This window comes from Altibacter lentus (assembly GCF_000746845.1).
Classification (GTDB): Bacteria; Bacteroidota; Bacteroidia; order Flavobacteriales; family Flavobacteriaceae; genus Altibacter; species Altibacter lentus.
In genome coordinates this window covers 608,826-632,592 of sequence record NZ_KN050846.1, presented here as the reverse complement: position 1 = coordinate 632,592, position 23,767 = coordinate 608,826, and the positions used below count along the sequence as shown (strand labels likewise).

The window sequence follows — 23,767 nt, the reverse complement described above, 5'->3', positions numbered from 1 at the left end:
AAGCCAGATGATACATTCATCTGGCTTTTTTTATAAGTAGGTCTCGTATTATTGTTTGACTTCCGAAACCGGCTGTAAGGTAGGTTTCAGCTTTTTGTAGAGGTCTAACTGCGGACCCGTAAGAATATCGCCCATTTCGGCGGTTTCATTTTGTTGCAGGATCACGAGTTGATCTAACTTTTCTTTTCCGGTATACGCCTTTTCGATCTTTTGTCTTCGAATAAGGAATTCTTCGATTTTATTTTTAAATAAAAGTTCTTGTTTGGAAGACAGTGCCAATTGTGCATTGTATGCTTCTGTGATCTTATCGGCTTCCACTTCCAACTGGTCGTTGTCCTTTTGAAGGAATGCGTCCTGTGACAAGGCAGAGACACTGAACAAAAGGGTTAGGACTAATAATATCTTTTTCATAGCTTTATTTTTCATTTAATATACAGTGTAACACCTGTATCCACAAGAAAATTAAAACTGTTTAACGTCTGTTTTAACAAGCGTTAACACAATACTATGATAAGAACTGATAGTAACCGCACTTTAAGTATGCTCCTTCGGTAAACGTGACAGGATGATCTATATCGTGATTGGTGGTTTTCAAGAGCTTGTAAGGCCTTCCGGTTTTATCGAGTGTCGTCTGATTGATCTCGAAGAACTCTTCTTCGGAAACCCTAGAAGAACAAGAGGCCAGTACAAGCATACCTTTGGCGGCAGTCAATTGCGAACCCAAGAGCGCCAATTGTGCATACTTCTTTTTAGCCGTTGGTATCTCCTCTTTTCGTTTTGCAAACGAAGGGGGGTCGATCACGACTACGTCAAAGCGCTTTTTTTCAACAGCTAATTGTGCAAGGACGGTAAACGCATCGCCTGCAATGGTACGGTGTGTGCCCGTAAACGAATTTCGGTTCACATTTTGTTTCGCCACCTCCAAGGCCTGCTCGCTTATGTCCAGACTGGTAACTTCTACCGCACCTTGCACCAAGGCATGGACCGAGAATCCTCCTGCATACGAAAAAACGTCCAGAACTGTTTTCCCTTTAGCGAAACGACCAACTTGTTTTCTGTTGTGACGGTGGTCTAAAAAGAAACCGGTTTTGTGCCCTTTGATCACATTCGCTGAAAAACGGACGCCGTGCTCCAAAAAGTCAATCTCCTCTTCCGGTAAGCTGCCATACAGCACTTCGCCGTCGCTTAATCCATGTGAACCGGAGGTCTGCAGCATTCTGCTAAGCCGAAGCGCCACCGTGTCCACACCCAGCATCGCGATACATTTCTCCAGTATATCCTTCAAATAAGGAAACCAGATGGCCGAATATAATTTAACGACCAGCACATTGGCATATATGTCAATGATACAGCCGGGAAAACCATCATTCTCCCCGAAAACAAGCCTGTAACTGTTGGTGTTAGAATCGAGCAATTCGGTTCGCAGCGCGTACGCGCGTTCTATCTTTTCTGAAAAGAAATCACTATCTACATTCGTTCCCCCTCCACTATGAAGCATTTTTATTTGAATGGGTGAGCGTGGATCGTACAATCCAATACCCATGGGTTTGTTCTTGGTGTGGCTAAAAATGATGCATATATCTCCGGATTGCCCATGCAACGGGATCTTTACAATACTGTCGGAAAAGATCCACGGATGGCCGTTTCGAACACTGCGTTCTCCCACAGACGAAAGTTTTACCGCAAGTCTTTTTGGTTCGATCTTCGGAAGGGTGACGTTAAACATCAATTGATCTTTTTATGAATGATCGCAATAGCGTCGTTCATGGTTCGCAGATTCTCCATGTCCTCATTGGCAAACTCAACATCGAAGGTATCTTCCACATCGAGAACGATATCCACCAAATGAGCAGAGTTAATATTTAATTCACGCGTGAGGTCACTGTCCGGATGCACTTGGGAAGTGTCGACATCTTCAGGTAGATACCCTTGTATTATGGGTAGTAATTTGGCATAGATAGCTTCGGTAGTCATAGCAATTTTAATTTTTTCTAAAGATAACACACGCATTGACATCACCAAAGCCAAAGCTTGCTTTTACTATGGTCTTTAAAGGTGTCTCCAGGTATTGCTGCGGAATGCATTCTGTATCGATACGACGGGTGATCTCCGGATGCAGATCCTCGCAGTTGAGGTTGGGGGCTATAAAATTGTGATACAACTGAAGCACCGCAGCTACAGATTCCACAGCCCCACTGGCTGCGAGACAGTGGCCCACCATGGATTTCAAGGAATTTATATAGGGAAAATCAGTACCGGATCTTTTAAGGGCAGCGCACCAATTCTCTATTTCCACAGGATCTTTTACCGTGGCCGTGAGATGCCCATTGATATAATCTATATCGGCCCCCGTGACCCCTGCATCGCACAACGCCATTTCTATACACTGTTGCACTGCTTCACTGTTCGGGGCTGTCATACTGCCTTCCAAACGCTGTCCGCCACTGTTCACGGCACCTCCCAGAACTTCGGCATAGATAGTGGCACCGCGTTCCCGGGCACTGTCCAGAGATTCCAACAGGAACGCCCCTGCCCCACTTCCGGGAACAAATCCGCTGGCAGATGCACTCATGGGACGAGAAGCGCGATGTGGCTCATGGTTGTGTTTATAGGTAGTGACCTTCATCGCATCAAAACCACCCCAAACATAAGGTCCGTGATCGCAGGTACTTCCGCAGAGCATCTGCGTGGCTTTTCCCGCTGCGATCCGTTCATACCCCATAAGAATAGCTTCAGTTCCCGTAGCACAGGCAGATGAATTGGTCGTAACTATGTTTCCCGCACCAATCATACCACCTAAATAGGCACTTACCCCACTGGCCATGGTTTGAGCCACGGTAGTACTTCCCAGGCGTCTAACCAAACCATCATCTAACTTATAGATAGCTTCTCTAAATTTTTCCACGCCACTGGTGCCGGTACCGAAAACGATCCCAAATTGCGTCAGCGCACCATCCGTCTTCCCGGCGATATCCAATCCGGCATCCTGTAATGCATCCATTCCCGCGATGACGCCGTAGCATATTCCACTGCTTTGAAAGTTCTTCAACTGGAGTGATGAGAAGTACGCAGCGATCTTTTCTTCAGAAAGCGGAGGAATACCTCCTAACTGACATGAAAAATTGAGTGCTTCCAGTTCCGGATAGTGTTTTACACCAGATGTCCCATTTTTTAATGCTTCAGTAAAAGCGGGGACTCCCACACCATTTGGCGATACTACGCCAAGGCCTGTTATTACGACACGTTTTCTCATGATGACTTTTTTTGAAGCATGCCAGAGATCACTCCTTCACAAACAAGGGCTCCGGTCGGGTCGCGTAGCTGAACTTTACATTTCAACTTATTGAACCTAAAGTATATCTTTTTAGATACAACGGTCACTAGTTCTCCGGGAACAACGGCCTTGTAAAAAGTAACTTCATGATGGCTCAGTGCAATGAGGGCATTCTCCTTAGAGATCGTGCCGGTCAAAAAGATTCCAAGACATACCACGCCGATTTGTGCCATGCATTCGGTAAGGATCACACCCGGAGTAACAGGCCTATTTTTAAAATGACCTTTATAAAAGTACTCATCCTCTTTAAATCGATATGTTCCGGTTATACCTTCTTCAGAAACAGCCTCCAGTGTGTCCACGAACAAGAAAGGCCTGGAGTATGGCAATTGGTCGAGTATGGCTTTAAAAGAAGGTTGCATTAGCGAATACTTTCACCTCCATCTACCGTCAAGACAGTCCCGTTAATCCATTTGGCTTCATCCCTGCATAACAGATACACCGCATTGGCAACATCTTCGGGACGCGTTAATCGCTTAAAAGGATTTCGCTTCTTTGCCATCTTTGCCAATCGATCACTGCCCGGGATCATTAAAAACGAAGGAGTTTCTGTGGTGCCTGCCTGTATACAATTGGTTGTAATATCCAATGGGGCCAATTCAACCGCCATATTGCGCATCAAAGCTTCGAGGGTTGCTTTTGCCGCCGAAACCGCCCCGTATCCCGGCCATGCCTTGGTATTCCCTTCACTGGTAAACGCAATGTTCCGGGCGTCCCTGGAAAAACAATCTGCTTCGATAAGGGATCGTGTCCATTCGTACCAACTTGAGCCCATTGCATGCAATGTAATATCAATATCTTCTTTGGAAAGTGCCGCAGTTTCAGGACCGCTCATGGGCTTCAGACTACCTTTTGCCACACTGTGTATCAAGACCTTTACACACTGCTTGGGAAGTTTAGCGATGATCTCTTTTCGGTTTTCCTTCTGAAGAGCGTCTTTATTAAAACTTATCACACGAACTCCGTGTGCGATCATTTCAGCAACATCGACCTCCAATTCTTTAAGTCTGTTTTTGCGATCGCGGTGAACGATGCAGATATTATAACCGTGGGCTGCCAGTTTCTTGGCACTTGCAAGTCCGAGACCACTACTTCCGCCCAAGACAAGTGCCCAAGGTGTATTGTTAGCGGTATTGCTTTGCTCAGAAGTTGCTTTTGAAGACTTTTCCTTCCCTTTCTTTTTTTGTGATTTCGTATTCATACCTTTCGTCAAAACTCAAGCAATACACGTTGTGCCGAGAAACCGGGTCCAAAACTTAACATGAGACCTAGTTCACCAGATAGTATATCGCGATCCATAAACCGTTCCAGTACATATAAAACCGTGGCACTGCTCATATTTCCATACAAGGTAAGAACTTCTTTTGTATCCTCAATGTTTTTACCCAGACTTCCAAAAAGGTCTTCCACGGTTTCCACGATCTTTCTTCCCCCGGGATGAAAGATGAGGTGTTCCACTTCTTCTATAGATCTTTTGTTCTTGGCCAGAAAGGGATGTACGATCTTAGGGAAATGCTTGGCAATGGTTTCTGGGACTGACTTGTTCAGGATCATTTGCAGGCCTGTATTTACCAATTTGAATCCCATCATAGCGGTTGCATCATAAAAATGATACATTTCGTCATCAAGGATCTTGGGTCCTGTATCATTCTCATTGGAAGACAAAAGGACACATGCTGCTCCGTCACCAAAGATAGCCGCACTTATGATATTCACCATGGAGTAGTCATTGAGTTGGAACGTGGCGGTGGGCGATTCGATGGCGATAACTGCCGCTCTTTTTCCCGGATTAGCCTTTAAGAAGTTGTTTGCGTAGATGACACCCGAGACACCGGCCGCACAGCCCATTTCGGTGACGGGGAGGCGGACGACATCTTGTCGCATCTTCAGGTCATTGATGAGGTAAGCATCTACTGACGGGATCATAATCCCGGTACAACTTACCGTAATAAGAAAGTCGATATCGGTTGGTTTCCACGCTGCTTTTTGCAGCGCCTTTTCCAAAGACTGTTTGCCCAGTTTCCGCACTTCCCTCACATAGATGTCGTTGCGCGCTTCAAAAGAAGTGGCATCAAAAACCTCGTGGGCATCCATAATGGAATACCGTCTGTCAACTCCGGCTCCTTCAAAAATCTTGATTACCTTGCGCTTAAAACGAGCGTCCTGTCCCTCCAGCCAAGCTTCGACAAATGGAAGTATTTTCCGGGTCTCACGGCTATAAGGCGGTAATTGTTTGGCAACGGTTGTAATCTTTACACTCATTTGTTTGTTTTAATGATCCATTGATAGCGAAACGCCCATTTCCAGCGAAGTCGTTGTTCTGTATTTGGGAAGTGTTTTTGCATGTTCTTTATATCACTTCTTTTGAAACCCCGCGCAATGGAAACCAATCCGTCATGTTGCGCCGTACGGGTATTGATAAATATTTTACTGAATATACCAAACAGCCAAAAAGCCCACCTGCTGCGGTGTAAGTCGTTAATGATCACGCCAACTTTCGCGTTGTGCAAACAAATACTCAATAGCTTTAAAATATCGTTTCGTCCAAAGTGATGTAAGAATAAAGTACACAAGACGATATCACAGTCGATCTCTTGCATGGCTTCGGAAAAGACATCCAATTCCCGAAACGTGATGGAAGGGTACCCACTGGAGCGTATTTTTGCTTCTTCCAGGATGTGATGATTGGCATCCACACCAATTAGTTGGAAGTGATAGCCGTTCGCTTCAGCTAAATCTGCGCACTTTCGAAGGATTTCCCCGTCACCACAACCCATGTCTACGATCGTGATAGGACCATCCTTGGTATGTGAGCGCAATAATACTTTTAGACCATCCAAAGTAACCGAAGTTCCGCCCAAATAACTATTGATAATCTTGAGATCGGTCAATAAGAGCTTCATTTCCTCCCCTTGTAGTTCGAAGCTGTCCATGATCTCCGGTTCCGTGGATCGATATTTAGAGCTGTATGTTACCATTTAGAAAGGTTTACCATGTGTTTGCCGAATGAGTGCGGGCACCATTCTTGGAAAGGCCGTCGCTACCTTGTAACCCAAGTCACTCAATACGGGTTGCAGCAATAGCGACTGTACCCGTCGCCCGGTTTGAAGGCGTTTTAAAAAGGCTGACTGCCATGCTGTTGTGTAAGCTTTTTCCAATACAGTTCTATCGCGGAGTCCCTTTTGTGCGAAATCGAGATATAGCTCCGAAAAAATCTTTGCTGCGTGAATTGCCATGGCCATTCCGTTGCCACACAGGGGATGGATCAACCCCGCACTGTCCCCTATCATAAAAATATGATCCTCAACAGGTCTTTTGGACTCAAAGGAGATCTGGCTAATAGCAAGGGGTTTATCAAACAGGGCTTCGGCTTCCGAAAAGAAATGCTTCATATGCGGATTCTTCGATATGACCTCTTTCTGAAAATCCGGGATGGTTCTGAAGCGTTTGAACGACCGGAATGTAGTAATATAACAAGCGTTCACCGCATTCGTTTCGGTTTTGGAAAGACCGCAATACCCGCCTTCAAAATTGTGCAATGCGACGGTGTCTTCAGGAAACGTATAAGTGTAATGTGCTTTTACCGCTAACCAAGGAGATTTTTGCTTTATGAATGAGCGACCTAAAACACCGTCTATATTGGATCTCTTTCCAAAGGCACCTAACACAAACGATGCCTGATAGGTGTCGCCCTTTTGGGTAGCTACCACAAAGGTGCTGCCTGCAAAGGTTACTTGATCGACAGTATCGAACACAACGGTCGCCTGCTGCCGTACATGTTTGTAGAGCAAGTCATCAAAAGCAAAGCGGCTTATTCCAAAACCCCCTTGAGGTAATTCCACCTTTAATGTCTTTCCGGTTTTTGTACTTACTTGAAATGTTGTGATCGACCTTGCACCTATGGCAAACGGGTGGATGCCTAAATGATTAAGATAAGGCAATACCTCATTAGAAACATATTCGCCGCAGACCTTATGATGCGGATAGGTATATTTCTCAATAATTAGCACACGGCATCCCGCACGGGATAAATGTAAGGCTGCGGTAAGTCCCGCCAATCCTCCACCAATAATGAGTATTTCCCAAGTTGTGTTGTGAGCCATTACTTAAAGAACGGTGTTTTTTTCGGCATAAAAAAATCCCATACACTGTTGTATATGGGATTTATTTTTACAGAAGTTAAAGGTTAATTGCCTTGTGCTTCATTTTGAGCTTCTTGCTTCATTTTCTCGTTAGGAACGATCACAATATTCACACGTCGGTTCTTTGCACGCCCTTCGGCGGTACTATTATCCGCTACAGGTGCTTGCTCGCCATACCAGTTGGTAGTAAAACGACTTGCGCTTAAACCTTTTGTTTGAGTAAAATAATTGGTTACGGCATACGCTCTCTGTTCCGATAACTTCATGTTGTACTCATCTGCCCCCACACTATCTGTGTGGCCAACGACCAGTACATTCGTATCAGGATATTCGCGAAGGATGCCGGTCAATTTATCCAAAGTAGCCTGCGAAGCTGCGTTGATATTATATTTGTTCGTATCAAAATAAACACCACTGTTCTCATCGAAAGTGACAACGATACCATCGTCCACGCGTTCTACCTGAGCGCCCGGGATCTCATTTTCGATCTCCTTAGCCTGTTTGTCCATCTTGGCACCAATAAGGACACCTGCGGTACCTCCAACAACTCCTCCAACAACGGCACCGAGTTCTCCATTACCACCTTTTCCAACATTGTTACCAATGATGGCACCTAATATGGCTCCACCTGCAGCACCGATCACGGCACCTTTTTGTTTGTTGTTTGCATTTCTGGTGGCTTCACAGCTTGACATACCAATAAGTAATACGATCGCTGCAAGCATAGTTGCTACTTGTTTCATTCTTGTTTTCATGTTATTCTTCGATTTTAGAAAAGTTCATATATATTTTGAAAGGCTCTCCGTCCAGTGAAACTGTTTGCTCCCATTTCATAGAAGATTCGTTCAATTGAGACAATCGCACTCGGAATCCTACACTGTTCTCAGATTTACCTTTGTCATTGGTTGGCTTCAGTAAAAAATCATATAAGCCGGAACTAGGATCCATCTCCTGGATATCGAAAATAAAATTTCGATCTCCCGTAGGACAGTTACCGTTGTTTATTGTATAAACCCCGGTATTGTTGTTTGGGATAAATCGCCAGGTGCTGCCCTCAAAGCATTCCTTAGACGTATCACTAAAAAGGGTAACATTAAAGGTTCCAGACTTGTTGTATGAAATTTCGTCCAATGACCAATACCCTTTTATTACTTTTCGGGATTCTTGAACGGTCTTGGGTGTTCCGCATGCAAATGCTACGGCTGCAATTACAGCCAATACGAGTATTTTTCTCATGTGTTATAGGTTTATGTTAGGTTAAATGTTTTTATCTTCTAAACAACCTTGAGAGTAATGAGATTACCAACAAGACAATAAAGATGTAAAAAATGATCTTGGCGATGTCGGCTGCACCTTCGGCAATACCTCCAAATCCAAAAACGGCTGCAATAAGTGCAATGACTAAAAAGATAATAATCCAGCGTACCATAATTTTGTGATTTTAATGATTAGTATGATACTAAGGTACGCAACAAATGATCTGGTGAAGAATCTTTGTTTAAAGTTTAACAGCAAATGTTAAAATATTAATAATGCAATAAATCCAGTAATTGTTGTTTGAATTTGCCCTTCGGAAGGTATTGAGCTTCCAACTGACTCGCAAAAGGGATGGGAGTTTCCAAACTGGCTACTCGCTTTATGGGTGCGTCTAAATACTGAAAGCAATTTTCAGAAATCAAGGCGGAAATATCTGAGGCAATTCCACCAAACAAAGAATCCTCCTGTAGGATGATCACTTTACCTGTCTTCTTTACGGAAGCAAATATGGCATCCGTATCTAAAGGCAACAGTGTGCGCAGATCGAGCACGTCTGCTTTCACATCCGGAAGGTGTGTTAAGGTGTCCAACGCCCAGTGCACGCCTGCACCATAGGTAATCACCGTTACATCTTCTCCTTCTTGCAACAGGGCTGCTTTACCAAGCGGCAACGTATAGTAATTGGTTGGTACCTGTTGACGAACACTTCGGTATAAAGCCTTGTGTTCAAAGAACAACACCGGATTGGGATCTTCAATGCTGGTTGCCAAAAGCCCCTTCGCATCGTATGGGAATGCCGGATACACTACTTTAAGTCCGGGGGTATGTGTAAACCAGGCCTCGTTGGTCTGACTGTGGAATGGGCCTGCGCCTACTCCCGCACCACATGGCATACGAATAACAACATCGGCCTTTTCATTCCAGCGATAATGCGATTTAGCCAGATAGTTGATAATGGGATTGAAACCTGAAGTGACGAAGTCTGCGAACTGCATTTCGACCATGGCTTTAAAACCTGTGATAGAGAGTCCCATGGCAGCCGATACAATAGCCGATTCACAAATAGGTGTATTTCGCACGCGCTCTTTGCCAAAGGCTTCCACAAAACCTTCAGTGATCTTGAAAACGCCTCCGTATTCGGCAATGTCCTGTCCCATGAGTACCAGATTGTCATGGCGCTCCATAGATTGTTTCAAACCTTGTGAGATCGCATCGATCAATCGCAATTCTTCGGTCTCGTTGTTCTCTTTAACCTCTTGATATACAAATTCTTTATATACGTCATTTAACTCGTTGCTTTCAACAGCTTTTATTTCAGCCTCATCAAACGCAATGTCCAGATTTTCATTGATCTCGTGTACGATTTCCGATTTAAATGATACTTCATCTTCTTCTGTTAGAATGTTGGCATTCCGCAAGTATTCGGCATAGTTCTCCAGCGGATCTTTTGCCGCCCATTGGTCCATTAGATCCTGAGGTACATATTTGGTACCGCTTGCCTCCTCATGGCCTCGCATCCTAAAGGTCTTAAACTCCAAGAGCACAGGACGCGGTTCTTTGCGCATGCATTCCACAATGGTCTTAAGCTTTGTATATACTTCAATAATGTTGTTCCCTTCAATAATATGCGATTCCATGCCGTATCCTTTCCCTCGATCGGCAATATGCTCACAAAAATACTGCTCTCGTGTAGGCGTTGACAGGCCGTACCCGTTATTCTCCACACAAAATAAAACGGGTAATTGCCAAACCGAAGCCACATTTAAGGCCTCATGGATGTCCCCTTCACTCGTCCCCCCTTCCCCGGTAAAGACAGCACATACCTGATTATTCTTTTTAAGTTTATTGCCCAATGCGATCCCGTCGGCAACTCCAAATTGGGGCCCCAAGTGAGAGATCATACCTACAATTTTAAATTCTTGAGTCCCAAAATGAAAACTTCGGTCTCTGCCTTTTGTAAAACCGTTTGCTTTACCTTGCCATTGCGAGAAAAGCCGGTATAAGGGGATATCCCGTGAAGTAAATACACCCAGATTGCGGTGCATGGGAAGGATATACTCCTCTTTGTCCAGCACTGCAGTAACTCCTACCGAAATAGCTTCCTGACCAATCCCGCTGAACCATTTGGATATCTTTCCTTGCCGAAGTAAAATGAGCATCTTTTCCTCGATCAAACGAGGTTTTAGCATGGCTTTGTAAAGGGAAATAAGAGTTGTATGGTCGAGGTCGTGATTGGTGAAATCGAAATGGGTATGCGCTGCAGTTTTAGTTTTCATGTGTATGGGTTACAAACTCCAAAAGTAGAAAAAAAGCGAGTGAGACCACGAAATAAAGTAGATTTTTTATGTGTGGAAATGCGCCTGTATTTTGGTATCTTTGTGCCGTTAATTATACGTATTATGAATAATATACCCAGCGTAGATCTTGCCGATTTTATTTCTGGCGATCCCGATAGAAAAAAGAAATTTGTCAATGAAATTGGTCGTGCTTATGAAGAAATAGGATTTGTTTCTTTGAAGAATCATTTTTTAAGCGACGATCTGGTTGAAAACCTGTACAAAGAAGTAAAATCCTTCTTTGCGCTGCCCGTCAAGACAAAGGAACAGTATGAGATCGAAGGTCTTGGGGGTCAGCGTGGTTATGTTTCCTTCGGAAAAGAACACGCCAAGGGTAAAAAGGAAGGTGATCTAAAAGAATTCTGGCATTTTGGTCAGGAAGCTTCCGAAGATGCCAACCTTCCTGAAGCCTATCCGGATAATGTTGTGGTAAGTGAACTACCCAACTTCAACGCTACCGGAATGGAAGCCTATCGCATGCTGGAAAAAACGGGTATCTATGTGTTGCGGGCCTTGGCGATCTACATTGGATTGGATGAACATTATTTTGATCATTGGGCGACCAACGGGAACAGCATCTTACGTCCTATCCACTACCCTCCCATCACCGAAGAGCCTAAAGGTGCAGTTAGAGCAGGTGCTCATGGGGATATCAATCTAATTACGTTGTTGATGGGAGCCTCTACGGGAGGATTGCAGGTGCTTCGCAAGGATGGCGAATGGATCGATGCGATTCCGGAGGAAGATGAACTGGTGATCAACGTAGGCGACATGCTAGAACGGCATACCAATAATAAGTTACGTTCCACTATACACCGGGTGGTGAATCCGCCCCGGGACCAATGGGGTACGGCAAGATATTCGATCCCTTTCTTCATGCATCCCCGAAGCGACATGAAGTTGGATTGTTTAGACGAATGTATTGATGAGCAACACCCAAAGGCCTATGATGACATTACTGCCGGTGAGTTCCTTCATCAACGTTTGGTAGAAATAGGATTGATAAAAAAGTAATGGATTTAAAAGATCAGCTAAAACAATTATTTCCGGATCACGAGCCTTCAGAAATTCCTGAAGAAGCGCCCGAAACGACTGTTTGGTTGCAGGATGAGCCTCTAATTTGTAAATATGAAAAACGAAAAGGTAAGCCCATTACCATCATTGAAGGGTATACCGGCGCCGATCATGATTTCAAACAACTAGCGAAAGAGATCAAACAACTGTTGAGTGTTGGCGGCAGCTTTAAAAATGAACAGATTATTATTCAAGGTGATTACCGTGATAGGATCATGACCTTCCTTCAGGAAAAAGGATTTAAAACGAAACGTGTTGGAGGATAACCGTAGCTTACGAATAGCAGAGTCTGAACTCATCCTGAACCCCGATGGGAGTATCTATCACCTCAATTTAAAACCGGAGGATCTGGCTACTACCGTTATTGTAGTAGGAGACCCGGAACGGGTCGATCTGGTGTCAGACTATTTCGATACCATCGAACTAAAGGCCTTTCACCGCGAATTCAAAACACACACGGGAACCTATAAAGGGAAGCGTATTTCAGTCCTTTCAACGGGTATCGGGACCGATAATATTGATATTGTGTTTAATGAGCTGGATGCGCTGGTCAATATTGATTTTGAATCGCGTACTGTAAAAGAGGATCACACTGTCTTGGACATTATACGCATAGGCACTTCCGGGGCCCTGCAGCCGGAGATCGCTGTTGACAGTATGCTGGTGAGTGAACTGGCAATGGGTTTTGACACTTTATTACATTTCTACGGAAACACAAGATTCTTAGATTCGGAAGCTTCAGAAGCCTTTATGAAGCATACACAATGGAGCGTTCATAAATCACACCCGTATGTTGTGCATGCAGACCCCGAACTTTTGGCAAAATTTGCTTCAGAAAATATTCAAAAAGGATTCACGACTACAAATGTCGGCTTCTATGGACCGCAAGGGCGTGTGCTTCGTTTGCCACTTCAGGACCCAGCTCTTAATGAGAAGATCGCTGCGTTTGAGTATCGTGGAAGAAGGATCACCAACCTCGAGATGGAAACAGCAGGAATCTATGGTATGTCAAAATTACTGGGACACCGTGCCATATCCTTGAATGCGATCTTGGCAAACCGACCCAACGGGGAATTTAGCAGTAAACCCAAAGAAGCCATCCACAAGCTTGTTCAACATACCCTTGATGTACTTGTATCATGAAAACGATCACCATAGGCGGCGTCCCCGAGCATTTTAATCTACCCTGGTATCTTACCCTAAGGAACAAAGAATATCAGGAAAAGGGGATCAATCTTCGCTGGAAGGATTTTTCCGGGGGAACCGGACAAATGAACAAAGCGCTTCGTTCGGGAGAGATCGATATGGCTGTCATCCTTACTGAAGGGATCATCCGCGATATCATAAAAGGAAACCCCAGCAGCATTGTTCAGGTGTTTGTAAAATCTCCGTTAATTTGGGGAATTCACGTAGCCGATACAGCTCCCTATACAAATGTAGAAGACCTTAGAGGCACGCATGCGGCTATCAGTCGTTTTGGATCGGGCTCACACCTCATGGCGTATGTACATGCCGAAGATAAAGGCTGGGATATGGAAAAGGACCTTAAATTTAAAGTGATCGGTGATCTTGAAGGGGCCTTGGAAGGCTTGCCCAAAGGACAGGGCGACTATTTTATGTGGGAAAAATTCACTACAAAACCGTATGTGGATGACGGGCCTTTTCGCATTCTAGGGGAATGTCCTACACCCTGGCCGTGTTTTGTAATCGCCGTACGCAACGAATTTATAGCCTCACATGGTGAAGCCGTTCGGGATATTTTGGAAATTATTAATCGTACTACAAGTGATTTCAAGAACATACCCGGTATTGCCACCATGATCTCAAACAGGTACGGACAGCAGTTGCAGGATGTAGAAGAATGGTTAGACCTTACGGAGTGGAGTCAGGAGAATTTAACAGAACTACAAGTAGATCGAATTCAATCTCAATTGCTGAAACTTGATCTTATAAAGAATAAGATGTTGTCCAAGAGCATATTACATAATTTCTAAAAATAAATTACAACAACACGCAACCTCTGGAGCATCCGTGCATCTTTATATTATAAAAGTAAGAGATATGTATACATTTTTAATCGTATTGGGGGCCTTGCTTGTAACTAACTTCTTGTTGTTGCAATTTAGCTGTAATGACGCCTCCGAATCTGAAGTACCCGAAGAAGAATAGATCATCTCCTCCCCGCTTCTTCCGGGCGTTTATAAAATTACCATACAATGGGCTCTTGCCCATTTTCCTTTAAAAACTTATTTGTTTTGCTGAAATGTTTGTTTCCAAACCAGTAGCCTCTGTTGGCACTTAATGGCGAGGGATGTCCACTGCTTAGTACCAGATGTTTGGAAGCATCTATCTTGGCACCCTTTCGTTTGGCATATCCGCCCCATAATAAGAAGACAAGTCCTTCTCTTTTTTCTGAAAGACGCTGTATAACCGCATCCGTAAACTGTTCCCATCCTTTGTTTTGATGACTGCCTGCTTGATGTGAGCGCACCGTTAATGTGGCATTAAGCAATAAGACACCCTGATCTGCCCACCGCTCCAGATTACCGGATTGTGGCACCGATCTTTGAACATCTGCTTGTAATTCCTGAAAGATATTTAGCAATGACGGAGGCTTTACGATCCCATCTGCCACCGAAAAACACAAGCCGTTTGCCTGCCCCGGTCCGTGATACGGATCCTGCCCCAGGATAACAACCTTTACTTTGTGAAAAGGGGTATGCCGGAAGGCTGCGAAAATTTGATTCCCGGGCGGGAAACAGGTGTGTGTTGTGTATTCTTCTCTCACAAAATCTGTTAGATCTTGGAAGTATTTCTTTTCAAATTCATCCTCCAATGCTTCCTTCCAGCCGGCTTCAATTTTTACATCCATTATTAGTACTTTTGTGCTACCTTCATGTAAAATTACAAGAAACCCGGGGAATGATCCGCATAGATAAAAAAACTTTAGAAGACTTAGAATTCCCTGCTGTTTTGAAACAGATCTCAACATTCTGTGTCACAGAACCGGGCACCGAAACTGTACTCGCTATAGCGCCATACAGGAATAAAACGGAGATAGCTCCCGAATTGCATCGCGTTCGGGAATTTAAAGCCTCTTTGGAAGGCGATAATCCAATTCCCAACCACGGTTTTGACCCTATATTCAGAGAGCTTCGCATGTTGGAGATCGAGAACAGCAGTTTAGACGTTTCAGGGTTTCGGCGAATTTTGACAATTTCAGAAACCACCAAGATCCTTCTTGCCTTTTTTAAGAAATATGAAGAATTCTATACCTATTTAAATGATTTTTCTGAAACGATTCACCATACACCGCTTATAGGTGATTCCATTGGTGCGGTTATCGACAGGTATGGCGAGCTTAAGGATGATGCTTCAAATGATCTATTCGAGATCCGACAGCGCCTGCGGGTGGTGCGCAGCCAGATCAACTCGTCGTTCACCAAAGCTTTGAGTCGCTATGGACAGTCTGATTACCTGGACGATATTAAAGAGACCATCGTTGAAAACAGGAGGGTCCTAGCGGTAAAGGCAATGCATCGTCGCAAGATAAAGGGTGCTGTGCTGGGGAGCTCTAAAACAGGAAGCATCGTGTATATCGAGCCTCAGGAAACCTTGGATTTTGCAAATGAATTGAGCAATTTACTTTATGAAGAACAGGAAGAGATCAAACGCATACTAAAGGCGCTTACTGAAACAATACGACCCTATTTTGAATTGCTTTCAACGTTTCAGGATTATTTGATTACGATCGATACACTTTCGGCCAAAGCAAAATATGCCAAAGGGATAAACGCTGTTTTACCGAGGATCACTTCAGAAAAACACATCCTTCTGCAAAAGGCGTATCATCCGCTCCTTTTAGTATCCAATCGGAAACGTAAAGAAATCACCTATCCGCAGACCATAGAACTTGACCCTCAAAAGCGCATCATCGTGATCTCGGGGCCTAATGCGGGCGGAAAGAGTATTACCTTAAAAACAGTGGGATTGTTGCAAGTGATGTTACAGAGTGGCATGCTTATTCCGGCAGATCCGCAAAGTGAGGTGTGCTATTTTGACAAAGTACTCACCGATATTGGGGACAACCAATCGATCGAAAATCATTTGAGTACCTATAGTTACAGGCTCAAGAAGATGAACCAATTCTTAAAGAAATGCAATGAGAACACCCTTTTCCTTATCGACGAGTTTGGAACAGGTAGTGATCCTGAATTGGGCGGGGCGTTAGCAGAAACATTTTTAGAGGTGTTCTATGAGCGAGAAGCCTTTGGAATCATTACGACCCATTATACCAATCTGAAGCTTTTGGCAAATGAACTGCCATTTGCAATGAATGCGAATATGCAGTTTGACAGTAAGAGTCTGGAGCCGCTCTATAAGCTTCATCTGGGAGAAGCAGGAAGCTCTTTTACCTTTGAAGTGGCACAGAAGAACGGGATCCCTTATAGTTTGATCAATAAAGCAAAGAAAAAGATAGCACGAGGGAAAATACGATTTGACAAGACCATTGCGAACCTTCAGAAAGAGCGGTCACAGCTACGGAAGACTTCAGAAAATCTAAAGACCGAAGAACAAAGAGCCAGAGAAGAAAGCAAACAACTGGAAGAGATCAATATTAGGGTTCAGGAAAAATTGGAAAGTTATCAGGAATTGTATGATGCCAATCAGAAATTGATAAGTCTGGGAAAAAAATTCGACCAACTTTCAGAAAAATATTTCAATAACAAGAAAAAGAAAGCTCTTATCGATGAGCTTCTCAAGCTGGTGATGGTCGAGAACAGCAAACGCAGGAAAATTGCTCCTAAAGTAAAGCAGAAAGAAACGGCCAAGAAACGTGTTACCGAGAAAGAGGTCGAGGAAAAGGTGGCGGTGATACGAAAGCGTAAAAAAGCTGAAAAAGAAGAGGCCAAGAAAGCACCTCCTTCCAAACCCAAAGTAGCCCTTAAGGTGGGTGACAGAGTACGCATGATAGACGGCAGGGCAATTGGCACCATCGATACGATAGAAAAGAATAAAGCGATCGTTAACTATGGCATGTTCACGACCAATGTTAATATGGAAGAACTGGAAAAAGTATGAGTCACAACGTATCACACAAGATAATTTTATTCGACGGGGTCTGTAATCTTTGTAACAGCTCGGTAGTTTTCATTATAAAACGGGATAAAAAAGATGTCTTTCGATTTGCAGCCTTACAGAGCAATGTGGGGATGGTACTGGTGAACGAACATGATATAGATACTTCAAAAACAGATTCCATCATACTTATTGACGGCAATAAAAGCTATGAAAAGTCTTCAGCTGCATTGCGTATTGCCAAAGAACTTTCCGGGGCCTACCCCCTTCTCTACGGCTTTATGATTGTACCTAAATTTATTAGAAACCGGGTCTACGACTATATTGCAAAGAACCGTTACCGCTGGTACGGCAAAAAGGAAAGCTGCATGATCCCCACCCCGGAACTTAAGTCGAAGTTTCTGTAGCTGCTTTATTAACAACGAAAGACTTTTTAGGTTAAGGCACTGTGGTTCAGATATTAGCCTGAATTCTACATCCCTAAGCTGTAGGAAAACTGTAAACCGGCTCAAAATTCGATATTAACAAAGTGAGAAACCTACACCGATAATATTGTTTTATTGTCGAAATTTTAACGCAGCTAAAACAATTTTCTGTAACTTTAAAGAAATAGTAACTAACATTAAATATTTTATTATTATGAAGAGAATTACATTAGCGTTAAGCTTAGTGTTTCTAGTTGGAAATACATTTGCACAAACGCCAAGTTCGGCCATTCAAGCCGAATTACAACAAGAACAACTTTTTCGAACACAGGTTCAGAACACAACCACCATTGATGACCTGCTGGCACGAATTGCAGCTCAGGGTAATCAAGCCGGGGTTGACACTAGTGAGTTCACAGCCGTAGAACGGCAAATGATCCATGCGTATTATAACTCGCAAAACAGAAATTCCTTGGCTAATATTATTCCTACTGCGGGGGCTACAGAGACCTTCGCCGTGGCGACCGGTGATTTCTTTTATGATCCAACAGATGGTGTGAATGGAGGTCCGGGAGGTGTCTGTACAGGAACCTCATCAGGCGATCCGGGAGATTATCCTAATTGTGGGTGTACTACAGTTACAACCTTGACCGGTACTGGTCTAGAAGTAGAATTTTTATCATTTAATATTTTCGGAACCTTTGACATTCTTAATATTTATGATGGTCCGGATACTTCTTCACCACAAATTTATGACAGTAATTTAAATGCAAATACCGATACCCTTGCCGGAATGATTGCCGCTAATGGATCTGCAGTCTTTACTTCGACCAGTGGAGCTTTGACCTTTGAGTTTAGTGCAACGGCTGTTGTTAATTCGTGTGGTTGGGAGGTAGAAGTACTTAACAGCGGCGGTGGCGGCGGTATGGACGAGGTCTTTGCCTTCGATGCAGGATTCTGTTCAGACGATATGGGAACCTTTGCTTTAGGAGGTCCTTATACGATCAATGCCGTGAACACGTCAACTTCTCAATTGTTTGCCGGAGATTATGATGGCTCCGGGAACTTATATGCGCTTGACAACGCAACCCTCTCTCTTATATCAATTGACCCGGTAACCGGTGTTGAAACAACTGTAGGGCCTTTGACAAATATTCAGGCAAATCACGGAGTTCGCGGACTGGCTTGGAATTATAGTAATAGTACAATGTATGCACTTACGGGATTCGGAGATGATCATACAATCTATACTGTAGATCTTGCTACCGGGACACTTACCGTTGTGGGAACTGCTGTGTTACCAGGGGCTTTAGGAATCTGGTTAGCCATCGATAATGACGGGAACGGATATATGGCAGAATTAGGGGCAGATGTCCTCTACGCTGTAGACGTTAGTACAGCCGTTGCAACCCTTATTGGACCTTTAGGTATTTCGATCAACTTTGCACAGGATGCCGATTTCGACCCTGTTACAAACACACTATATATGGGTGCGTATATTGGAGGTGGTGCAAATGAATGGGCTTCTGTAGATATTTCAACTGGAGCAGCGACTGCTTTAGGACCGGTGAATGCAAACTGTGCCGAACTAGGTATTGTGGCTATCGCAGGGACACCACCACCTAACAATGATGTTTGTATAGGAGCGACTCCCGTAACGTGCGGAGAAATTGTTGTTGGCACTACAGCCGATAATACCGATACCGGTGGGTTTAATGCCTCTCCGGACGAGTGGTATTCCTTTACAGGAACCGTTGTGAATGAGATCGTGACACTTTCGTTGTGTAGCGGTACTTCGTACGATTCTATACTTACTGTGTATGATGCCTGTGGCGGAGCCGTGGTTGTCAATAACGACGACGCTTGTGGCCTTCAGTCTGAAGTATCCTTTATTTCTGATGGGGTAAGTACATATTATATTGCTGTGGAAGGATTTGGAACTGGTTCCGGTGCTTTCAACATGACGGTTAGTTGTAACCCGGTGGCTGCCAACGACGAATGTGCGAATGCTGAGACCATTAGCTGTGGACAGACTATTTTAGGCTCTACCAACTTTGCCACCTTGGATGCTGCGGCTCCGGTGTGTAACACTTCGATCACTGCGCCCGGTGTTTGGTATACCTTTACCGATACTAGCGGCTTACTAACCGACTATGTGGTATCACTTTGTGATGGTGGCACTGCTTATGACAGTAAACTTACGGTGTACTCGGGAGACTGTGGTACGTTGACCTGTATTGGTGACAACGACGATCCCTGTGGTCTTCAGTCGGAAGTAGCCTTCCAGGGTGATGGTAGTACAACCTACTACATCCTAGTACACGGATTTGGAGGCGCTCAGGGCGACTTCTCCTTGAACCTTAACTGTACTCCGGTACCTCCGCCAAACGATATGATCGCCAACTCCATTGATGTGGATGAGATAGGATTCCCTTATACCGATCCTAGCGTAGCGATGCCTGCTGCAACGACAGAGGCCGGCAACCCAACGGGGTGTAACATAGACGGAGCCAATGGAGTTTGGTACAACTTTGTCTCTCAAGGAAACGGCGGAGCGTCTTGTACGATCTTGAATCCTGGAGGAGCAAGTTCAGTAACGTTCTATACAGCTCCGGATGAGAGCTCGACCGAAGCAGAACTTACTTTGGTGCCTCAGGGAACCAACCAGTGTGGTCCGGGCGTGAATGCATCGATCAATACGGTAGCCGGACAGGCGTACTATGTGTTTGTAGTGAACACAGGAGCTGCGTCCGATATCTTGATCCAGGGTTACTTGTTAGGTGTGGACGAGAACGGAATCGAAGGCTTTAGCTTCTATCCGAACCCGGCCAATGAGATCTTGACGATAAGTGCACTGGATACCATCGAGCATGTGGCCGTATACAACATGCTGGGTCAAACGGTGTTGAACCAGAAGATCAATGCTACAAGTTCACAACTGGATGTTTCAGGATTTGCTACAGGGACCTATATCCTGAAAGCAACCGTGAACGGACAGATAGGAACGTATCAGATTATTAAAGAGTAGTCTTTTTCAGACTAGATTAGTTAATACCGGAAAAGCAGGCAATTTTGCCTGCTTTTCTATTTTAGATTCTGAAGAATGAAATCGATGGTATTGTTGGAATTGGTATTGGAGTGGAACGCCTCGTTCTTGTAGGTGATTTTTTGTGCGAGACCTTCCTGTTGCCATTTCTGTATGGTTTGCTCATGCTTTAAGGATACTTTCCCTGTCAACATAAGAGACAGATCACCTCCTGTTTTGTAGTGATCATATACTTTTTTAAGTCCGGTAAGGTATTTATAATCTTTGGTAAAGCCACCCCCTCGATGAGCCCGAAGGGAAATGTTATAGGCCTCTTCCCTATTGAGCTTATATTGATTGTGTAAAAGATCGAAAGTATCGCAAAAATTAAATCCTTTATGGAGGCTATCTGCAGCCAGCACACGATACGAAAGCTCCTTTAAGCGGTATAGCGTAAGACAATCGCTCATATATTCACTAAAAACCGCAAGCCCTTCCTGTGTTTCCACATTGTTTGGAAATCCGTTATGAAAGATCTTTAAAGCTTGTTTCATCCCGTTGAAAGTGGTGACCAGATGCACCCCTATCTCATGATTGGCGAGAACTTTTAGTTGATTGGCACTAAAACGATGATTTTTCTTTAACAACATACGTTGTGTATTATTCTGAACCATCGCTGCGGCCGTGATCTTGGTAGAATGCTTTATGGATACCTCAAAATCGTATTTTTTTGAGAATTCCAGAAAATACTCGGTAGCCTCGTCGGCACTAAATACTGGGAACATTTCCTGGTTGTATTCTTCATCTTGAAAATGAAGAATGAATTGTGCATTCTCTACATCCTTTTGGGTAGGCGTACCAAACGATTTAAGAGCATTGTAATAAAATTTTCTTCCTTTCCCAATAGTTTCGATGCATTGGACCAGACCGGAATAGTCGTAGATCACATCTCTGTAAAACTTTTGAGTATCCGGATCTCGAATACTGTCTATATCCTGTGAGAAGAGCGCTTGCTGCAACTTATGTGCATCAAAATCGATCTTTCGGTATTTGAAATTAGGATTGATATTGTACTTGGAAGCAAAAAAATTCCGTTTTTCCTGCTCAATGTTGATCGGGTTGACATAATTAAGCAATTCGATCTTTTGGACCAATTTATTTAACTGTTGATCGATTCGGAAAAGGTTGGGGTGTGCTTCGGTTAGTACGCTGGGATAGGTCATGCGTCAGTTTTATGCATACTGTAGAACTGGCCGGCGTGTTCCTTTATCTTTTGCTGAAGTTGTTTTTCGATTGCTGAAACCATTTCAGGATAGATAACTTGCCGCAGTTCATCACAGTATATCTTTTTGAATTCTGTCGCCAAAACTAAGGTATTTTTAAAATTTTGGGTAATGAATTTGAGAAAATATCCATTTCCGAAGAAAGTATCGTTAATTTTAGAAGTAGCTTCTAATCCGTTGGGAAACTTCAATTCTGAAAGGGAATGCCGCCAACGTTCTATAATTTTTTCAAATCGTTCGTTATCCACATTTGTGGTTCCCAAATTTATTACAGGAACTTCGCGATCCCACCGCCGCCAATTATAGGAATGCATGTCGTATACGACCACACTTCCAAACTTTTCTTCTAACTTCTTTATTAATGCATGCACCACTGTATAGAATACCGCATGTTTATTGCGACTTTCGTTTTTTTCAGCTTCAGTGAGTGGTTCTTTCCAAAGCTCTTTCCCCCAGGCTGTTTCAAAAATTGCATTCTCAGGATCACGATTAAGATCGTACTCGAACCTGCTGTCTCTGCCGGCGATCACAATTGGGTGCGATGCAATGAAATCTTTCGTACAGGGATCTTCTTCAAACCATCGGTCATAGGCCGTATGAAGGCATTTGTCCCACAGTTCTTTTCTAAATTGATGTCCATCATGCACGGCTCCACATACGTAGGGCACGTAACGATCGATCTTTAACGTAAATGAATTATCTTCTGAAACGGCTTCAAAACAATCTTCCCGTTGGATCTTTTTGATAATTTCTGAAACGAGCAGCCTTTCCATTATGCTTCATCTACATGTTTACGAAGTTTGTGGCGACGCTCGAAAGCAGATACTCGTTCCAGTACCTTATCTTCCACAAAATCAATGATCTTTTCCTGAACCTTCGTTTTGTATACACGATTCATATATGTAATACCTCCCGGAGACATGACGTTTACCTCTACCAGCATTCCATTGATCACGTCGATTCCCACAAAATAAAGTCCGTCTGCAACCAGCTTAGGGCCTATTCTTCGGCAAAGTTCTTTCTCTTTTTTCGATAAGGTATGCTTTTGAACCGATCCCCCGGCACTTACGTTGGAGCGATGATCCTCCTCCCCCGGCACACGCTTCATGGCTCCAATGGGTTTTCCATTCAGCAGTAAAATACGTACATCTCCTTGATCTGCGCCCTCTATATATTCCTGAAGGATCACATAGTTGGTCGTACCGTCGCGGTTGTCGATATAAAAATCCAGAAGCGAGTTGATGCTGAGCATTGCGCGCTTTTCAATTAAGATCACGCCGGAACCTCCAAAGCCGTTGAGAGGCTTCAGGATCATTTTATCGGGTCCTTCTTTTATGGTTTTTTTTAAGTATTCTTTGTTCTTTGTTACGTGTGTGCGAGGGATCATCTCATTATGGTCATCTTCAAAGACGGCCGTATAGAGTTTGTTATTGGCACGCCGAATACCGTCCAGATCGTTCATAATAAACACATCGTCCTTGACAGAATCCAGAAAATTGAGCATGATCATATCCAGCGGCGGATTGCTTCGGAGGATGATAACATCAAAACCGGCTAAGGGCAGCATTTCATCGTAGAATTCGGCATGCGTATGAAATGACTTCAAACTGGAGGAGATCTTGTCTTTTCTTTTGTAACATTTTGAAAAAGCAAAAGCAACACTATCACGGATGGTCAAGTTAGCGGGTGTAGTGATCGCCAAACCGTGCCCCCGCTTTACAAACTCATGGATCATTGCAAGTGTTGAATCGTCATCGGGCTTGATCTCTTCCCAAGGATACATAATGAAGCAAACGTTCATAAAGGCTGGTT

24 protein-coding genes are annotated in these 23,767 nt (G+C 43.8%); 7 read left to right on the top strand and 17 right to left on the bottom strand.

The genetic code is table 11. From position 1 onward, the window contains the following. Positions 1 to 48: 48 nt before the first annotated feature. The 13 genes from JS40_RS02990 to JS40_RS02930 all read right to left on the bottom strand — a co-directional run bounded on the left by JS40_RS02990 (position 49) and on the right by JS40_RS02930 (position 11,009). Positions 49 to 411 carry a hypothetical protein gene (locus JS40_RS02990; protein ID WP_152558119.1) on the bottom strand — a complete coding sequence of 121 codons (363 nt, stop codon included), beginning with the start codon at positions 409 to 411 and terminating at the stop codon, positions 49 to 51. Positions 412 to 505: 94 nt separating this feature from the next. Further along, positions 506 to 1,726, bottom strand: coding sequence for a class I SAM-dependent rRNA methyltransferase (locus tag JS40_RS02985; protein WP_034258217.1), 1,221 nt, complete (start codon positions 1,724 to 1,726; stop codon positions 506 to 508). Continuing rightward, on the bottom strand, positions 1,726 to 1,974 hold the full coding sequence (locus tag JS40_RS02980) for an acyl carrier protein (RefSeq protein ID WP_034261992.1): 249 nt from the start codon (positions 1,972 to 1,974) through the stop codon (positions 1,726 to 1,728). The genes JS40_RS02985 and JS40_RS02980 overlap by 1 nt, the downstream gene beginning before the upstream one ends. A 7-nt stretch (positions 1,975 to 1,981) precedes the next feature. Continuing rightward, a complete protein-coding gene (locus JS40_RS02975; protein ID WP_034258215.1) occupies positions 1,982 to 3,253 on the bottom strand; it encodes a beta-ketoacyl-[acyl-carrier-protein] synthase family protein in 1,272 nt (423 codons plus the stop codon). After that, entirely contained in the window at positions 3,250 to 3,696 is a 447-nt protein-coding gene (locus JS40_RS02970; protein WP_034258214.1) for a 3-hydroxyacyl-ACP dehydratase FabZ family protein, read from the bottom strand. The genes JS40_RS02975 and JS40_RS02970 overlap by 4 nt, the downstream gene beginning before the upstream one ends. After that, positions 3,696 to 4,535 carry an SDR family oxidoreductase gene (locus JS40_RS02965; protein WP_084677425.1) on the bottom strand — a complete coding sequence of 280 codons (840 nt, stop codon included), beginning with the start codon at positions 4,533 to 4,535 and terminating at the stop codon, positions 3,696 to 3,698. Before JS40_RS02965 ends, JS40_RS02970 begins: the two co-directional genes overlap by 1 nt. Before the next feature lie 8 nt (positions 4,536 to 4,543). After that, a complete protein-coding gene (locus tag JS40_RS02960) occupies positions 4,544 to 5,596 on the bottom strand; it encodes a type III polyketide synthase (protein WP_034258213.1) in 1,053 nt (350 codons plus the stop codon). Further along, a complete protein-coding gene (locus JS40_RS02955; RefSeq protein WP_034258211.1) occupies positions 5,593 to 6,312 on the bottom strand; it encodes a methyltransferase domain-containing protein in 720 nt (239 codons plus the stop codon). Before JS40_RS02955 ends, JS40_RS02960 begins: the two co-directional genes overlap by 4 nt. Beyond that, complete coding sequence (locus JS40_RS02950; RefSeq protein ID WP_034258209.1) at positions 6,313 to 7,437, bottom strand: NAD(P)/FAD-dependent oxidoreductase; 1,125 nt, start codon at positions 7,435 to 7,437, stop codon at positions 6,313 to 6,315. A gap of 83 nt (positions 7,438 to 7,520) precedes the next feature. Next, entirely contained in the window at positions 7,521 to 8,219 is a 699-nt protein-coding gene (locus JS40_RS02945) for a YiaD family glycine zipper/OmpA-like lipoprotein (protein WP_034261987.1), read from the bottom strand. Positions 8,220 to 8,232: 13 nt separating this feature from the next. Further along, the gene (locus tag JS40_RS02940) at positions 8,233 to 8,712 is read right to left on the bottom strand and encodes a lipocalin family protein (RefSeq protein ID WP_034258208.1); all 480 of its coding nucleotides are present in this window, start codon (positions 8,710 to 8,712) and stop codon (positions 8,233 to 8,235) included. A gap of 31 nt (positions 8,713 to 8,743) precedes the next feature. Then, positions 8,744 to 8,905, bottom strand: a complete 162-nt coding sequence (locus JS40_RS15035) for a DUF1328 domain-containing protein (RefSeq protein ID WP_034258206.1) — start codon at positions 8,903 to 8,905, stop codon at positions 8,744 to 8,746. Positions 8,906 to 9,002: 97 nt separating this feature from the next. Then, positions 9,003 to 11,009, bottom strand: a complete 2,007-nt coding sequence (locus tag JS40_RS02930) for an alpha-ketoacid dehydrogenase subunit alpha/beta (RefSeq protein ID WP_034258204.1) — start codon at positions 11,007 to 11,009, stop codon at positions 9,003 to 9,005. A 123-nt stretch (positions 11,010 to 11,132) separates the two neighbouring features. Between JS40_RS02930 and JS40_RS02925 the strand changes: the two genes are divergently transcribed. Genes JS40_RS02925 through JS40_RS02910 form a run of 4 tightly spaced genes read left to right on the top strand, consistent with a single transcriptional unit; the run spans position 11,133 to position 14,137 of the window. After that, the gene (locus JS40_RS02925; RefSeq protein WP_034261984.1) at positions 11,133 to 12,083 is read left to right on the top strand and encodes an isopenicillin N synthase family dioxygenase; all 951 of its coding nucleotides are present in this window, start codon (positions 11,133 to 11,135) and stop codon (positions 12,081 to 12,083) included. Next, positions 12,083 to 12,409: a translation initiation factor gene (locus JS40_RS02920; protein WP_034258202.1), complete on the top strand. Its 327-nt coding sequence runs from the start codon at positions 12,083 to 12,085 to the stop codon at positions 12,407 to 12,409. Before JS40_RS02925 ends, JS40_RS02920 begins: the two co-directional genes overlap by 1 nt. Next, positions 12,399 to 13,286 carry a nucleoside phosphorylase gene (locus JS40_RS02915; protein WP_034258200.1) on the top strand — a complete coding sequence of 296 codons (888 nt, stop codon included), beginning with the start codon at positions 12,399 to 12,401 and terminating at the stop codon, positions 13,284 to 13,286. The genes JS40_RS02920 and JS40_RS02915 overlap by 11 nt, the downstream gene beginning before the upstream one ends. After that, the gene (locus JS40_RS02910) at positions 13,283 to 14,137 is read left to right on the top strand and encodes a substrate-binding domain-containing protein (RefSeq protein WP_034258199.1); all 855 of its coding nucleotides are present in this window, start codon (positions 13,283 to 13,285) and stop codon (positions 14,135 to 14,137) included. Before JS40_RS02915 ends, JS40_RS02910 begins: the two co-directional genes overlap by 4 nt. A 212-nt stretch (positions 14,138 to 14,349) precedes the next feature. Here the strand turns inward: JS40_RS02910 and ung are convergent, their stop codons facing one another. Continuing rightward, positions 14,350 to 15,015, bottom strand: coding sequence for a uracil-DNA glycosylase (ung, locus tag JS40_RS02905; protein ID WP_034258197.1), 666 nt, complete (start codon positions 15,013 to 15,015; stop codon positions 14,350 to 14,352). Between the two features lie 50 nt (positions 15,016 to 15,065). Between ung and JS40_RS02900 the strand changes: the two genes are divergently transcribed. From JS40_RS02900 to JS40_RS02890, 3 genes are all read left to right on the top strand, one after another. Then, the gene (locus JS40_RS02900; protein WP_034261982.1) at positions 15,066 to 17,225 is read left to right on the top strand and encodes an endonuclease MutS2; all 2,160 of its coding nucleotides are present in this window, start codon (positions 15,066 to 15,068) and stop codon (positions 17,223 to 17,225) included. Then, positions 17,222 to 17,629, top strand: coding sequence for a thiol-disulfide oxidoreductase DCC family protein (locus JS40_RS02895; protein ID WP_034258196.1), 408 nt, complete (start codon positions 17,222 to 17,224; stop codon positions 17,627 to 17,629). Before JS40_RS02900 ends, JS40_RS02895 begins: the two co-directional genes overlap by 4 nt. Positions 17,630 to 17,861: 232 nt before the next feature. After that, positions 17,862 to 20,675, top strand: a complete 2,814-nt coding sequence (locus JS40_RS02890) for a T9SS type A sorting domain-containing protein (protein WP_034258194.1) — start codon at positions 17,862 to 17,864, stop codon at positions 20,673 to 20,675. Between the two features lie 56 nt (positions 20,676 to 20,731). Here the strand turns inward: JS40_RS02890 and JS40_RS02885 are convergent, their stop codons facing one another. From JS40_RS02885 to gshB, 3 genes are read right to left on the bottom strand one after another with little or no spacing between them, the layout of a single operon-like run. Beyond that, complete coding sequence (locus JS40_RS02885) at positions 20,732 to 21,895, bottom strand: peptidase MATCAP family protein (RefSeq protein ID WP_034258192.1); 1,164 nt, start codon at positions 21,893 to 21,895, stop codon at positions 20,732 to 20,734. After that, positions 21,892 to 22,728 carry an N-formylglutamate amidohydrolase gene (locus JS40_RS02880; protein WP_034258190.1) on the bottom strand — a complete coding sequence of 279 codons (837 nt, stop codon included), beginning with the start codon at positions 22,726 to 22,728 and terminating at the stop codon, positions 21,892 to 21,894. Before JS40_RS02880 ends, JS40_RS02885 begins: the two co-directional genes overlap by 4 nt. After that, positions 22,728 to 23,756 carry a glutathione synthase gene (gshB, locus tag JS40_RS02875; protein WP_084677424.1) on the bottom strand — a complete coding sequence of 343 codons (1,029 nt, stop codon included), beginning with the start codon at positions 23,754 to 23,756 and terminating at the stop codon, positions 22,728 to 22,730. Before gshB ends, JS40_RS02880 begins: the two co-directional genes overlap by 1 nt. Positions 23,757 to 23,767: the final 11 nt, after the last annotated feature.